General features: G+C 41.4%; 11 protein-coding genes and 1 pseudogene. 10 read left to right on the top strand and 2 right to left on the bottom strand.

Annotation, left to right across the window (positions count from 1 at the left end):
* The first annotated feature begins 3 nt into the window (after positions 1 to 3).
* Positions 4 to 1,356 carry an MATE family efflux transporter gene (locus tag BCU75_RS08000; protein ID WP_102473470.1) on the top strand — a complete coding sequence of 451 codons (1,353 nt, stop codon included), beginning with the start codon at positions 4 to 6 and terminating at the stop codon, positions 1,354 to 1,356.
* Positions 1,357 to 1,512: 156 nt separating this feature from the next.
* On the opposite strand, the gene BCU75_RS08005 is transcribed toward BCU75_RS08000, so the two are convergent.
* On the bottom strand, positions 1,513 to 1,950 hold the full coding sequence (locus BCU75_RS08005; RefSeq protein WP_076677212.1) for a Spy/CpxP family protein refolding chaperone: 438 nt from the start codon (positions 1,948 to 1,950) through the stop codon (positions 1,513 to 1,515).
* A gap of 253 nt (positions 1,951 to 2,203) precedes the next feature.
* Here BCU75_RS08005 and BCU75_RS08010 point away from each other — a divergent pair, with 253 nt between their 5' ends.
* The 6 genes and pseudogenes from BCU75_RS08010 to BCU75_RS24825 form a co-directional block, all read left to right on the top strand.
* Entirely contained in the window at positions 2,204 to 3,175 is a 972-nt protein-coding gene (locus BCU75_RS08010; RefSeq protein WP_076677210.1) for a linear amide C-N hydrolase, read from the top strand.
* A gap of 269 nt (positions 3,176 to 3,444) precedes the next feature.
* Positions 3,445 to 3,690: a hypothetical protein gene (locus BCU75_RS08015; RefSeq protein WP_102473471.1), complete on the top strand. Its 246-nt coding sequence runs from the start codon at positions 3,445 to 3,447 to the stop codon at positions 3,688 to 3,690.
* A gap of 335 nt (positions 3,691 to 4,025) precedes the next feature.
* Positions 4,026 to 5,030 carry a response regulator gene (locus BCU75_RS08020; protein WP_019821697.1) on the top strand — a complete coding sequence of 335 codons (1,005 nt, stop codon included), beginning with the start codon at positions 4,026 to 4,028 and terminating at the stop codon, positions 5,028 to 5,030.
* 1 nt (position 5,031) lies between these two features.
* Positions 5,032 to 5,469: a PAS domain-containing protein gene (locus BCU75_RS08025; protein ID WP_102473472.1), complete on the top strand. Its 438-nt coding sequence runs from the start codon at positions 5,032 to 5,034 to the stop codon at positions 5,467 to 5,469.
* An 865-nt stretch (positions 5,470 to 6,334) separates the two neighbouring features.
* Positions 6,335 to 7,378, top strand: coding sequence for a GMP reductase (locus BCU75_RS08030; RefSeq protein WP_102473473.1), 1,044 nt, complete (start codon positions 6,335 to 6,337; stop codon positions 7,376 to 7,378).
* Between the two features lie 1,244 nt (positions 7,379 to 8,622).
* Positions 8,623 to 8,748, top strand: a pseudogene (locus tag BCU75_RS24825) (hypothetical protein); the annotation flags it as partial.
* Positions 8,749 to 9,293: 545 nt separating this feature from the next.
* Here the strand turns inward: BCU75_RS24825 and BCU75_RS08050 are convergent.
* Positions 9,294 to 9,761: a MarR family winged helix-turn-helix transcriptional regulator gene (locus BCU75_RS08050; protein WP_102473477.1), complete on the bottom strand. Its 468-nt coding sequence runs from the start codon at positions 9,759 to 9,761 to the stop codon at positions 9,294 to 9,296.
* A 148-nt stretch (positions 9,762 to 9,909) separates the two neighbouring features.
* Here BCU75_RS08050 and BCU75_RS08055 point away from each other — a divergent pair, with 148 nt between their 5' ends.
* The 3 genes from BCU75_RS08055 to BCU75_RS08065 all read left to right on the top strand — a co-directional run bounded on the left by BCU75_RS08055 (position 9,910) and on the right by BCU75_RS08065 (position 13,040).
* Complete coding sequence (locus tag BCU75_RS08055; RefSeq protein WP_102466042.1) at positions 9,910 to 10,332, top strand: organic hydroperoxide resistance protein; 423 nt, start codon at positions 9,910 to 9,912, stop codon at positions 10,330 to 10,332.
* A gap of 34 nt (positions 10,333 to 10,366) precedes the next feature.
* Positions 10,367 to 10,756 carry a DoxX family protein gene (locus BCU75_RS08060; protein WP_102473478.1) on the top strand — a complete coding sequence of 130 codons (390 nt, stop codon included), beginning with the start codon at positions 10,367 to 10,369 and terminating at the stop codon, positions 10,754 to 10,756.
* A gap of 637 nt (positions 10,757 to 11,393) precedes the next feature.
* Positions 11,394 to 13,040: a hypothetical protein gene (locus BCU75_RS08065; RefSeq protein ID WP_102473603.1), complete on the top strand. Its 1,647-nt coding sequence runs from the start codon at positions 11,394 to 11,396 to the stop codon at positions 13,038 to 13,040.
* Positions 13,041 to 13,060: the final 20 nt, after the last annotated feature.

Here is a 13,060-nt window from a genome sequence, read left to right on the forward strand (position 1 = left end):
CCCATGAAAAAAATACTCACACTCGCATTCCCTTTGATCATTTCTCAGCTGATCTCTATGGCGTTAGTCCTTACTGATGTTTGGATGATGTCGCGTATCAGTGTGTCAGCCCTTGCGGCTGGTGGCTTAGGTGCCTCTATCTACTTCTTCATTTTTATCATTGCCAGCAGCACCGTAGGCTGTGTCGCGAACCTGATCGCGATCGCTTATGGTCAGCGCGTAGCTCGCCCAGAGTTTGGCAATACTCAAATTAGGTTGGCCGTTAAAGGCGCAGTTATGTTGGCATTCGTACTCAGTGTCAGCTTGATGGCAAGCTTTTGGTTCGCGCCACTGGTATTAGAAGCGGCCAAGCAGCCACAAGAAGTGATCACTTTGGCCATGGAATACGTGCATGCCTTGAAATGGGTGATGCTGCCTTCGCTTATATTGTTGGTGCTTCGTGGCTTAACCAGTGCGTTTGGTAATGTACGCTCCATTCTAGTGATGTCGATCATCACCGTAATCCTGAATGTGCCAGTAAGCTACCTCCTCACGTTCCAACTCGATATGGGTTTAACTGGATTAGGACTAGGTACGGCTATTGCGGCATTTATCGTGATGATTGGATACACGGTTTGGGTGTTCAAACGTGATGAGTTCAAACAATTCGCCCCTTGGTTAAATACCGAAGAGTATTCCATTAAGTTGATGAGCCCTTTATTAATGATGGGTTTACCGATTGGACTCGCGGCTTTACTTGAGCATGGCTTGATATATGGCGGTACCTTAATGGCGGGAACGATCAGTATTGCTTCGTTAGCCTTACATCAAATCTTGCTTCAATGTTTAAGTTTTACTTGGAACTTCAATTTTGGTTTTTCACAAGCTGCAGCGATTTTGGTTGGTCGTGATTTTGGTGCGGGTAATTTCGAAGGAATCAAGCGAACGTCAATTCAAAGCTTTATCTTAGTATCGGTGTTGAGCGTCGTGTTGTCTGCCGTGTTCATTATATGGCCGGAAATGATCGCTTCTATTTTTAAGCTCGACGACGGTACTGGCGCAATGACTTCGTTATTGGCTTCTGTGATCTGGGTGGTGGCTCTGTGCTTTATTGTAGATGCTTGGCAGTTACTGGCGATTAACTTGTTGAGAGGGATGAAGATTGTCTCAATGCCGACTGTTATGACAGCCATTGGTTACTGGGTGTTTGGTTTGCCTGCAGCCTGGTATTTGATGCCACAGTTTCAGCTTGCTGGGATCTGGGGAGGAATCGGAGTTGGTTTAGGTGTAACTGGTATTCTTCTACTTATCCAATTAATGCGTGTTATTCAAAAGCACAATCAATCTCCAGATTTGTCTAATCATTCTTATACGTGATTTGCTAATGGTGTACTGAACACAATAAAGCCGCAGTCATCATAATGACTGCGGCTTTTTTTGTTATCTATTCAGATTCTCCCTTTTCTGGGGGGATGGGAAGAATCAATATCAGGGGCGCCTATTTGTTACTAGGCAGATTTATTTACTACGAGATTATTTTCCACCAGACATTGCTGATTTCATCATCGTTTTGAATTGCTCTTTCTGCTCGTTGGTTAGCACATTGTAAATATTATTTTTCAGACGCATTTCCTGCATCACCATCGACTTCTCAGTTGCTTGAACGGTGTCGATGACTTTCTCCATTTCCGCTTCATCAAAAACAGGTTGAATCACAAGGTTGATCTGTTTCTTCTTAAGCGCTATCGCCTTATCCATATCAATCTGTGTTCTATCAGATTGGTAATCTTCAACAAGAGAAATGACTTCAGCGTGCTGTTCTTCCGTTAGGTTCAAAGAGGCAATCACCATTTGTAGTGGGCTCGCTGCGGGCTGTGGTGGTTGTGTTGGTGATGAAGCACTCACAAACGGAGCGGTAACGAGTAAAGCTGAAGCCATTAATACACAAAGCGACTTTTTCAGTGATTTCATTGAGTTTCTCCTGTTAGTGGAAAACAGAGTATAGAGTGGTGAGCTGAACTCGATATGAATATTCTATTCAGCTTTCATTCGTTGATTTGAATCCCCGATTCTGAATAAGTGAGGATTCCGTCCATCTTAAGAGATTACAAGGAAAAGGTGATTGCGATTAAATTGGTGTCAACAGAGCGAGACACACACATTAATTTGAGGTGTTTAACTCAATATGAATTATTTAGTCGTTTTACTTTTTTGAGGAAATCTTATGTGCACACGTATCATCTATGAAACAAATACTGGCAAATTCATCACAGGTCGTGGAATGGATTGGAACGATCCAACAGCAAAAAGCCGCGTTGTTGTTTACCCTCGAGGGCTAAAGCAAACGGGCGGTGATATGGATAATGCTCTAACTTGGACCTCAAAATACGGCTCAATTTTTAGTTCTTTTTACGATGCTGCTTCATCAGATGGTATGAATGAATGTGGCTTAGTTGCTAACACACTTTACCTAGCAGAAGCTGACTACGGCGATGTTGCACTGAGTGAAAAACCGCGTATGTCGATTGGCGCTTGGAATCAATATTTCCTAGATAATTTTGCAACAGTTGCTGAAGCGGTAGAGGCGATGCAAGATGTTCCGTTTATTATTGCAGCACCAATGCTTCCTAATGGCCGTGCAGCGGCAGTACATCTAGCGATTTCTGATGTATCTGGTGATTCTGCTGTACTTGAATATATTGATGGGGACTTGGTTATTTACCACAGTAAAGCTCATCGAGTGATGACAAATTCACCAACATTTGATCAGCAGTTAGCGATTAACAACTATTGGGAAATTATAGGCGGCAACCGTATGCTTCCTGGAACAATTAGTGCCGCTGACCGTTTTGTCCGTGTAAATTATCTTCTGAAAAGCACGCCTAAATTTGATGATGGCGTAATGGCAACTTCAGCGGCTATGTCAATTATGCGTTCAATTGGTGTCCCTCTAGGCATGGAAGACCCTGATCACCCAAATATTTCTGCAACATTGTGGAGAAGTTTGGGCGACCATGAAGCAAAACGTTACTACTTTGAATCTTCTATTCAGCCTGCTATTTTTTGGCTAGATATTGATAGTGTTAACCTAGAAGTGGGCGCACCAATTATGTCAGTAGAAGTTAATGGTCCAGAATCGTTATTTGGTGACGTTACTGAACAGCTTAAACCATTAGAAAAACTGACTTGGTTATAATAAGTTTTTGGCTCAAGTGATAAGTGCTGTTTTAAAGCCCTCTATTGTTTGAATGACTAGTTAGAAGCCGTTGCATTTTGCAGCGGCTTTTTCGTTTTATAAGTCTAGATTCATTGATTTTGTTATGTATTGAGAAGAGTCGATTGGTCGCTAGCCATTGAATGGCTCGTTGATTGATGTGTATTTATAGACCTTGGTCTTACAGAAACCTATAGAAAAGGTGACTAGAATGAATCGAGTCGCTCACCGTTTTATCAAGGAAACTACAAATGGAAGTTGGATTGTTCTGGACTGAAAAAGGAATGTTAGTGCTTGGCGCACTGTTTGTTTTGACGAGCATGATGCAGTACGGAAGACGCAGTAGTGATTGGAAGGGCGTGATTACTATGTTTTATAAGCGTATCCCAATGAATATTGCAGAATACAAATGGTACCGTTTAGGCATAGCATTACTGGTATTTGCTGTGGTCATTCGCTTTGCATTGTTGATTCTTTGGCCTTCATATCAATTCTAGTCCTCTTAGATAGGAATGTGAAGTCACCTGTTAGAAACGAGAAGTCAGTTTATTAACGAGTAAATCCGAGCCTTAATGAACCGATTTATTAGGGCTGCCATTTCATAAATTAGTACTGTTGCTCGATAAAAAAGTGTTATTACTCTATAATAACGATCGGTTATTACCTTTGTAGCATATTGTTTTTCATGAAGAATAATGTCAGATAATAGCTTACCTGCTTGTTTCATCATTCTTACTAATAATCTACACATAAATCCATTCACCCCGTACCTGATACCATAATGTTCTGTTACACTCGTCCGAATTAGCTTTAATTTGTCGGTGGTGCATTTATGTCGTTCCCAGTTCTTATATGTGATGATTCTGCGTTAGCAAGGAAGCAGATGGCTCGATCACTGCCTAGTTCTCTAAATGCAGATATAACGTTTGCTGTTCACGGGCTTAATGCACTTGAAGAGTTAGCTCAAAACCAGTTCAAACTGATGTTCCTCGATCTCACCATGCCGGAACTAGACGGCTATGGCACATTGGAAGAGATGCAGCGCTTGGGTGATACCACACCTGTTGTCGTTGTTTCGGGTGACATACAACCAAAAGCACAACAGAAGGTGATGGATCTCGGTGCCAAAGCATTTTTGCAAAAGCCGATCGATAAAGAAGCGTTAAAAGCCATTTTACGTGAGCATGTTGAGCCGCCAAAACAGCCTCAAATCATTACTCCAACCGCCTTAGAGTTGCCAATACTTCGCAGACGCGACATCTACATGGAAGTCGCGAACGTAGCGATAGGCCGTGCAGCCGATGCATTGGCTCGTCACTTTAATGTGTTTGTTCACCTACCGCTGCCGAACGTCAACATCTTCGAAGTGAGTGAATTGCACATGGCACTTCGTGACCTAGCCGACAACGACCAAGTGTCGGGTGTTTGCCAAGGCTTTAGCGGAGAAGGCATTGCAGGCGAAGCATTAGTCTTGTTGAGTGATTCCAGTGTGAGCGATCTTAAGAAGCTCATGAAGGTGCCAACAGAGAGCGAGCAGCTAGAAGAACTAGAGCTGTTGATGGATGTATCGAACATCTTAGTCGGCTCATTCTTGAATGGGTTAGGGGAGCAGTCAGAAGTTCGTTTCTTCCAGAGCTCTCCTGTGCTGCTAGGTCAACACATCTCAATTGATTCGGTGATTGAGAATACCAGTGGCTCGTTCAAAAAGACCATGACGTTCGAAGTCAGCTATAACATAGACGGCACTTCTATCCGTTGTGACCTTCTGTTTATGTTCGTTGATGAGTCTCTGCCTCTTCTAGACAACAAATTGGCCTACCTAATGGAGGAGTTTTAATATGCTGAATCTTCCTGCTGAATTTGAACAGTTCCACTGGATGGTGGACATGGTTCAAAACGTCGATATGGGGCTGGTGGTCATTAACCGTGACTTTCAGGTACAAGTTTGGAATGGCTTCATGACGCACCATAGCGGTAAGCAATCGCATGATGCGATCGGTAAGTCGATCTTTGAGTTATTCCCTGAAATTCCTGAAGAGTGGTTTAGACTGAAAACCAAGCCAGTCTATGACCTAGGTTGCCGCAGCTTCATTACATGGCAACAAAGGCCTTATCTGTTTAAGTGCCGCAATGTTCGCCCTGTAACTCAACAAGCCGATTTCATGTATCAGAACGTGACGCTAAACCCAATGCGCTCACCAACAGGGCAAGTCAACTCATTGTTCTTGTCTATTCAAGATGCGACCGCTGAAGCGTTAGCCTCTCAAAAGAACTAACACTGCTCTATTCACTAAACAGCACTTTTCTATGTGCGTATTAGCATCGGTCTGATCAGCGAATAAAAATGGCTAAGGTTAACCACCTTAGCCATTTTTTGCTTTTTGTTCTTCAAATCTAATCTTTCCTCTAGCTTTTCACTTCAACCAATCCTCTTTTACTAAGCGTTTTGCAGAATCTTCCTGGTTAAATGAACGAAAGGGCTGCCACGAAACGTGCTTTTGGAACGGTAATGCTACGGGTCAATAGAAATTGGATTTATAAAGTTTGAGTTTGAAAGCATTATTTAATGGAGTGCGAGGGCTGGATTCTCAAACCCAAGTGAGTCTTGGCCTTTAGATTGGGTCTTTATCACTCTACTTTTCCTAGTTGATGCTAACCAACCGCACCATGAGTTTGTCGAATTTGGTCGAAAACAGAAAAAATTAGGAGAAAAATTGAATTTATTTAAGAAAAAAGGCATTTTTTTATAGGGTAAAAGTGGTGTTTTTCTGTGATTTTGATGAACTTTCTTCACATATTTGCGAAGTGAGGAGGGTATTTCGTGAAATGCGGAGGAAAACGATTGCGCAATAAACCGACAGCGTTTGCTTTGGGGGTTAGCTAAGTTACTAATTAGTAAGTGTTTAGTCGGAGATCGGGAAGAGGGAGGTTTTAGCAGATATGGAATCTTCGAGAGGATAGCATAAAAAAAAGTGAAATATCAGACTTGCTGTTACTAAATCACGACCTATAATGCTGAAAACCGGAGCGTCTGCCAACGCTCCGGTTTTTTTGTGTCCGAAGAAAAGTAAACTCGTCTGCCAACGGTTTTACTACGCATTTCGCGAGAGACACATAATTTTATGAATCAAGGAAAACACCATGCGTATCGAACAAGAACTTAAGTTAGGTTTCAAAGATGTACTCTTCCGTCCGAAGCGTTCTACCCTTAAAAGCCGTTCTCAAGTTGAATTAACCCGCGATTTTACATTCAAGCATAGCGGTCGTCAATGGTCTGGTACTCCAGTAATCGCAGCGAACATGGATTCGGTAGCAAGCTTTGAAATGGCAGCCGCTCTAGCCGAGCACGGTGTTATGACGGCAGTACACAAGCACTACACGGTAGAGCAGTGGGCTGAGTTCGCTAAAACAGCAGACAAGAAAACACTGAACAACGTATTTGTTTCAACAGGCACCTCTGAAGCTGAATTCGAGAAAGTTAAGCAAATTATGGCGCTTAGCGAAGACTTCGTATTTATCTGTATTGATATCGCTAACGGCTACTCAGAGCACCTGGTTGATTACGTACAAAAAGTTCGTGCAGAATTCCCAGACAAAGTTATCTCAGCGGGTAACGTTGTAACGGGTGATATGGTGGAAGAGCTAATCCTAGCGGGTGCAGACATCGTTAAGGTTGGTATCGGCCCAGGTTCGGTTTGTACTACACGTGTTAAAACAGGCGTAGGTTACCCTCAACTGTCTGCAATCATCGAGTGTGGCGACGCTGCTCACGGCCTTGGCGGCATGATCATCGGTGACGGTGGCTGTTCATGTGCGGGTGACGTATCTAAAGCGTTCGGCGGCGGTGCTGACTTCGTAATGCTAGGCGGCATGTTAGCCGGTCACTCTGAGTCAGGCGGTGAAGTTGTAGAGCAAGACGGTAAGCAATTCATGAAATTTTACGGCATGTCTTCACAGTCGGCTATGGACAAGCACTCAGGTGGTGTTGCTAAGTACCGTGCTGCGGAAGGTAAAACTGTTTTACTTCCGTTTCGTGGTTCAGTTCACAACACAATCTCTGACATCCTTGGCGGTGTACGTTCAACTTGTACATACGTAGGCGCAGCAAAGCTTAAAGAGCTAACTAAGCGTACGACTTTCATCCGTGTACAAGAGCAAGAGAATACCGTATTCGGTCGCGAGTAACGTTTAAAACACTTGTTTAAAATTTTAAGAATTGAGCCACTTTAGAGTGGCTCTTTTTTTTGTTTGAAAAACATGAAATGGCGGCGGACATAATATTTTTAGACAGTTGAAGAATGGCGAGAGGTTATAAGTTGTGAATTGAACATAAATAAAGGCAAGCAATGTAACTGAGAAAAATGTTACAAGCGTTCTTAACACCAAAAGAAATCTAAACTGATGTAGGTACTTATTTGGTGAGCCTATTAACTTTAGAGTGATGAGAAGAATTGAAAGCTTGGAAAACCAATGTGATGAAGCAGTTAACGAGGTCGTAGATAAGGTGATAGTAGATTGGTCATTGTTTATAGATTTGTAGTTTAACTTTTTGTGTCAATCTTAAGTTTATATTCCACGATATTGGTCTGATTATTGGTAACGCTGGTATTTAAGTAAAGGAAATTGTTGTGGGGGGATGCTACTTTTTATGGCAGTTACTTAATGGTTCTTGATTCAGCTTTTGATGTAATTTTGGCCGAGGAGTTAAGGATATGGTTTGCTTACTCAAAAAATTGGAAGAGCACATTCTCTATTCAAATAAGTGGATATTATGAACAAACTTTTAACGGAATGTTTTTACTTTACCAAATCTAACGCTGGTGAAATTTTTAGAATATTCGGACCTTACATGATTTTTACATCCTTGCTTACCCCCTCCATTGAATTATTTTTGGAGAGTGTTAACTATGCTCAGGTCAATTTCATTAATTGGATTTTAATCTTCACTGTCCAAACCTATTTAATGGTCCGTTTTATTAAATTCATGGCTTTTAAGGCTGCTAGGTATAAAAAAGATGAAACTGTCTCTTGGCGGGAGTTTCTTAGGTTATTGGTCGTACAACTTCTGTATTGCCTCGCAATTATGTTGGGTACATTAGCATTGATCATACCGGAGCATCTAAATATGCGTTTGCAGACTTTGAAGCTATTTTAAACGATAAACCTATATTTTCATCGTTAAGTGAAAGTTGGAAAAATACTGAAGGGATCGTGGGTAGGTTGATGATGATCTTCGTTTTTAGTTGCGGACTTGATATAGCTATAGGTTTTATCATAGAGCCGTCTGAGGATGCTTCTACATTACTGTACTTTGTAACTGAAACTCTATATGGATTAATATCATACAGCTTAATGATATTCACTTATATCATTTACTTTAGAATTTACATCGAAAAGTGGTCGGGTAGGGAGACACTAAAGCTCAACACAATCTCGGGGTGATATATGAAAATGGCGAAGGTGTACCTAAAAATTACAAGATAGCGATAGAGTGGTATCGAAAAGCTGTAGAACAGGGTCAAGCTTGCGCGCAATATAATCCTGGGGTGATATGAGACTGGTAAAGATGCTCCCCAAGATAATAGAAAATCATATATGTGGCTTGAGCTAGTGGGGCATAGTGGACATAAAGTAACTAAACCAGTTTTTGATGTTCTGACCAAGAAAATGAGCCCACAAGATATAAAGCAAGCTTGAGAAATGTTTAAACAGCGCCTGAAGTCAAACTACACAAATTGTGGTTGATTATGCTCTCGCTCCGGGTATAAATCTAAGTGTAAACTGTCGAAACTCACTGTAAGTTACAGACTTAAATAGTATTATTTACAGGCGTAAAGAGCCACTTAACTTTTCCGCTCACTATTTTTAGGATGAATTCTTAAAAGCCTATCCAAGAACACATGATGATCCTTCTGCTTGGCAATAAATGGAAACAATACGCCATTCTTGATTTGGCCCTTTCAACCATTCATTTTTGTTCGTTGATTCATATTCCGAGAAGCGGAAGTTGTACTTTAGATAAGCTGCTTCTAAAGAAGAACAATAGTCATACAAGAACTGCGATTACAATTTGAATTGTTGCCATGTCAGAACTAAACACCTAGTTCAATAGGTTTGCTAATAACTTGTCACAACTTGCTTTGAGCTGCTGTAGCTCTTCAATATCTAGCTTGTTCTTACAAAGCATGCTGTTAGGGACAGAAAGAGCTTTGTTTCTCAGTTCAGCCCCTTCTTCAGTTAAGAAAACTAAACGAATACGCTCATCTTCAGTGCTACGTTGTCTTGTTATAAATCCTTTTGCATCAAGGCGCTTGAGTAGCGGGGTAAGCGTACCGGAATCGAGGTGAAGTTCCTGACCAAGTTCTTTTACATTGATGCCATTTCGCTCCCAAATAACCATCATGGCTAAGTATTGAGAGTAAGTAAGATCAAGTTCATTCAGTAATGGGCGGTAAGCTCGAATGAGTGCATTTGATGCACTATAAAGCGAGAAACACACTTGATTTTTAAGTAATAATTGAGTCCCGTCTGCTCTGGTTTGGTCGAGTTTTTCAGTTGAATTGGCCATCTCACACACCTTATTGAAAATATATTGTGCACAATATACTTGTGTTTTCCCTTTTGATCGAATTATACTTACCGAAAATAAATTGCGCGCAATTTAATTGCTAGCAATTAATGTGGTTTTTACCGTACCTAATTTGAAGGACATCATGATGACAACACTATATACAACAAAAGCAACAGCATCAGCAGGACGTAATGGTCAAGTGACCACCGATGACAACATGCTTGATCTCGCATTGAGCTACCCAAAAGAAATGGGTGGAACGGGTGAAGCAACTAACCCTGAGCAACTGTTTGCTGCGGGTTACTCGGCATGTTTCTCAAATGCGATCCTTCACGTAGCTCGTGAAATGAAAATAAAACTAACTCAAGCACCAGTGACTGCTGAAGTTGGTATCGGTCCAAACGAAACCGGTGGTTTTGCATTAACGGTTGCGCTAGCTGTAACACTAGAGTTAGAAGAAGAACAAGCACAACAATTAGTTAAAACAGCACATCAAGTTTGCCCTTATTCAAATGCAGTAAAAGGTAATATTGATGTGAAGATCACTGTGAATGACAAAGCATTATAATTAGTTAATATTTGTGTAATTAGGGACAAATAACGTGAACACTCTATTGTTGGCCGCTGGCCGCGTACTTTTGGCGTTGTATTTCTTGGTTCCAGGCATTATGAAATTTGTGTCGTGGGATATGCATATCCAATTGATGGAAAAACATGAAATGCCATTCGCTCCTGTACTGCTGGGGCTTGCCGGTATCTTTCAGATTGGTGCTGCTGCACTATTAATAGCGAACCGATTTACATGGCTCGTAGCGTTGTTGCTAGCCGGGTTAGTGGTAGTGATCAATGTATCGTTGCATGATTTTTGGAATTATTCAGGCTTAGAAGGGGCGCATGAAATGCAAAACTTCATTAAGAACTTGGGTATTCTCGCTGGTCTGTTGGTTCTGTCTGGTCACTCAGTACCGGATAGTTTTAAAGCTAAGTCGTAGTGACTGGTTTTATTGCTTAGGTTCGAGATATTGATATTTGAAGAAAGCCGCATTTTGATGCGGCTTTTTTAAGGCTAATGATCAAAACGAAAAGTTATTGAGTCATCATATAGCGACTATCACGCTCGGCAAATTTTATTCATCTTTAAGTATCAAAGTATCAAAGTATCAAAGTATCAAAGTATCAAAGTATCAAAGCATCAATATCTTAGCGCTAGTTTTTGATGCCTCTTCATAGCGCTTTCATACTCGTATCCCTAATACTTTATCTGCTTCTAATAGCGACACCGACTCTTAATAGCCCTACCAAATCCTAACCGCTTCAAATGCTATCAATACTATTAATACACCTGCACTTGCATCAATTCGTCTCCAATCTGTCGTTTCTGACAACTCACCATTACAATCTGTTTGAACGAATGACGTTACCAAGCCTTGTATTTATTGCGTTTCCTCATTTGGTAGGACTGCATCCTACATAAGCGATTCAAACATTCCACTTAGCAAATTTAGACTGTGTACCTCTTAACGAGTTAATCGAGTTAGAAATGCATGGTGAACCGGAGTGTTCATTTACAAATGAGTTGTTGGGATCTAAGGGTAAAGATTCTAGCTAATGAAATGGCGCTTTATAGGTATGAATACTCAACTTTTGAAAAACAAACGTAAACACAACTTATTCTCTTTGGCTTTGCTTGCTTCAATCTCAACTATCTCTTTTGCAAGTGAGTCTGAGGAAAAAAACATTGAGTCTTTATCTGGTAAACAAATTTTTGCTCATTATGGGCTAGACGATAACATCCCCAAACTTGCAATGAGTTCACTATTGCAAGGCGAGCATCTTGTGGAATACGCGACACGGAAAGTGACCGTGGGAGATAAAACCCGCGAGTCGAGTGTGTACTTAGTAAAGGATACGGATGCCAAAGGAAACATCGATCTTAGGATCAAATATCGCCCAGATGCTCTCGATGAGCAGGAAGATGTTATCGATCAGATAGAGAACTTCACTCGCACGGAATATCGCCTTAGAAATTATGCGGAAAGCTATAACGTTTCTAGCATTAAAGCTAAGGAACTAGAGGGTGGTACGGTCGTCATTAGCTTTGATTATTCAAAATATGGTTTACCTCAAGACATCTCATACTTCCGTTTCCTCAGTGTTGAGTTGAGCTTAGAAAACGGTGAGCCGCAGAGGATGCGCATCTTTAATAGAAAGCCGTTTTCATACGACAAATACAGTGTCGATAGCTACGAACAACGCATCGAATTCTCTTCACTGGCTTCTGGAAAGTTAATCATTGCAAGTAAGAACACTGAAATCAAAGGGATGGCAAAGAAAGAGCCTGTTCATGTTGTGAGCTCAGTGGAACCTGTTGCTATCTATGAAGACGAAAGCGGCGTTAACATTTTGGACCACGACCGTTTAGAGCGTGTATCGGACCCAAGAATGCGTGAGCAAAGTGTAGAACTAGACAGAGTCTTTCCGCTAATGGGTGACATGGTGAGAAGGCAAGGTATTGATCTACCTTTACCTTTTGGTATTTCTGCGGCTTACCGCAACCAAAACATGAACATACCTTTTACTGATTTCATTATTGAAGGGGTTGGTCTTAATGAGTTCTTTGACCCGTTTGGCAGTGTGGGTGTGGTTAATGCTGAAAGTTTCACTTTGAGAGGTGACGTTAACATTCTGCCTTTTTGGAATGTGTATGGCCTGGTCGGAAAGATTAATGTCGATGCTCAGGTGGACGCAGAATACACCGGTGAAATAGGGCAAGCGATCAAAGACAAGCTGAACAATAAGGTGCCTCATTTAGGTGATGCATTTTGTAGTGAACTCGCTGCGCTTTGTCAGTCAGGAAATGTGCATGTTCCTCTTCATCTTGAATACGACGTTGTCGGTATGGGCACAACGCTATCTGTTGGTTATAAAGAGTTTTTCGCTTCGGTGAATGGCAGTTACACGAAAACACGCTTGAAAGGCACTGACAATTGGGGAGATGGAATACTTACCATTCAACCTATGCTGGGTTATCAACTTGTGGACTATCGAACTCAGCTTTTTGTGGGAGCGGAATACCAAGGTTTAGATGCTCGTATGGATGGGCACGTTGTAGCAGGTGATATTGAGTTCGATTACGACATTGGTGTGAGCTTAGATAATTGGGCTTATCTCGTGGGCTTTAACAAGCAAATTGGTAAGCATTACAACATCACAGGGCTATACAGCAGAGGTGAGACTCGCGATTCAGTCACCGTCAATTTCGGATACCGTTTCTAGTATCAAATCTCTTTGTAGGT

The sequence above is a fragment of the Vibrio splendidus genome (genome assembly GCF_002873455.1).
Taxonomy (GTDB): Bacteria; Pseudomonadota; Gammaproteobacteria; order Enterobacterales; family Vibrionaceae; genus Vibrio; species Vibrio splendidus_J.

Bases quoted from the DNA above. Each gene is read 5' to 3' on its own strand.
- BCU75_RS08010 (WP_076677210.1), top strand. From the start codon at position 2,204: ATGTGCACACGTATCATCTATGAAACAAATACTGGCAAATTCATCACA.
- BCU75_RS08005 (WP_076677212.1), bottom strand. From the start codon at position 1,950: ATGAAATCACTGAAAAAGTCGCTTTGTGTATTAATGGCTTCAGCTTTA.
- BCU75_RS08025 (WP_102473472.1), top strand. From the start codon at position 5,032: ATGCTGAATCTTCCTGCTGAATTTGAACAGTTCCACTGGATGGTGGAC.
- BCU75_RS08065 (WP_102473603.1), top strand. From the start codon at position 11,394: ATGAATACTCAACTTTTGAAAAACAAACGTAAACACAACTTATTCTCT.
- BCU75_RS08015 (WP_102473471.1), top strand. From the start codon at position 3,445: ATGGAAGTTGGATTGTTCTGGACTGAAAAAGGAATGTTAGTGCTTGGC.
- BCU75_RS08020 (WP_019821697.1), top strand. From the start codon at position 4,026: ATGTCGTTCCCAGTTCTTATATGTGATGATTCTGCGTTAGCAAGGAAG.
- BCU75_RS08000 (WP_102473470.1), top strand. From the start codon at position 4: ATGAAAAAAATACTCACACTCGCATTCCCTTTGATCATTTCTCAGCTG.
- BCU75_RS08055 (WP_102466042.1), top strand. From the start codon at position 9,910: ATGACAACACTATATACAACAAAAGCAACAGCATCAGCAGGACGTAAT.
- BCU75_RS08050 (WP_102473477.1), bottom strand. From the start codon at position 9,761: ATGGCCAATTCAACTGAAAAACTCGACCAAACCAGAGCAGACGGGACT.
- BCU75_RS08030 (WP_102473473.1), top strand. From the start codon at position 6,335: ATGCGTATCGAACAAGAACTTAAGTTAGGTTTCAAAGATGTACTCTTC.